Raw genomic sequence first — 619 nt, 5'->3', positions numbered from 1 at the left:
CACTCCAGCAGGAGAGTGCGCTGGTCCAGGTCGATGTCTGTACCCGAACCGTGGCGAATGTTATCGCGGACTGGACCGGCGTGCCGCTGTCCTCTTTGATGAAAGACGAACAGACAGAACTGCTCGCGCTGGAAGATGCCATGGCCAGGCGTGTGGTCGGCCAGGATAGCGGCCTGACTGCCATTGCCCAGCGGCTGCGGGCGGCAAAAACCGGCCTGACGTCAGAAAACGGTCCTCAGGGGGTGTTTCTGCTGGTCGGCCCGAGCGGCACCGGCAAAACCGAAACGGCACTGGTGCTGGCGGACGTGCTGTACGGCGGTGAAAAATCGCTTATCACCATCAACCTCTCTGAATACCAGGAGCCGCACACGGTTTCCCAGCTGAAGGGTTCGCCTCCGGGCTACGTCGGTTACGGCCAGGGCGGTATTCTCACCGAGGCGGTGCGTAAACGCCCGTACAGTGTGGTACTGCTGGATGAAGTGGAAAAAGCCCACCGCGACGTGATGAACCTGTTCTACCAGGTGTTTGACCGGGGCTTTATGCGCGACGGCGAAGGGCGCGAAATCGATTTTCGTAATACCGTTATTTTGATGACGTCCAACCTCGGCAGCGACCTGAT

The 619-nt window shown here is 59.6% G+C and carries 1 protein-coding gene; it reads left to right on the top strand.

The features are described from left to right. Positions 1-619, top strand: a 619-nt coding sequence (locus Q1A40_RS22920; RefSeq protein ID WP_300006088.1) for an AAA family ATPase, incomplete at both ends; no start/stop codon positions are given.

It is taken from the genome of uncultured Cedecea sp. (assembly GCF_947498825.1).
GTDB lineage: Bacteria > Pseudomonadota > Gammaproteobacteria > Enterobacterales > Enterobacteriaceae > JGM124.
This window is presented reverse-complemented; position numbering and strand designations above follow the sequence as displayed.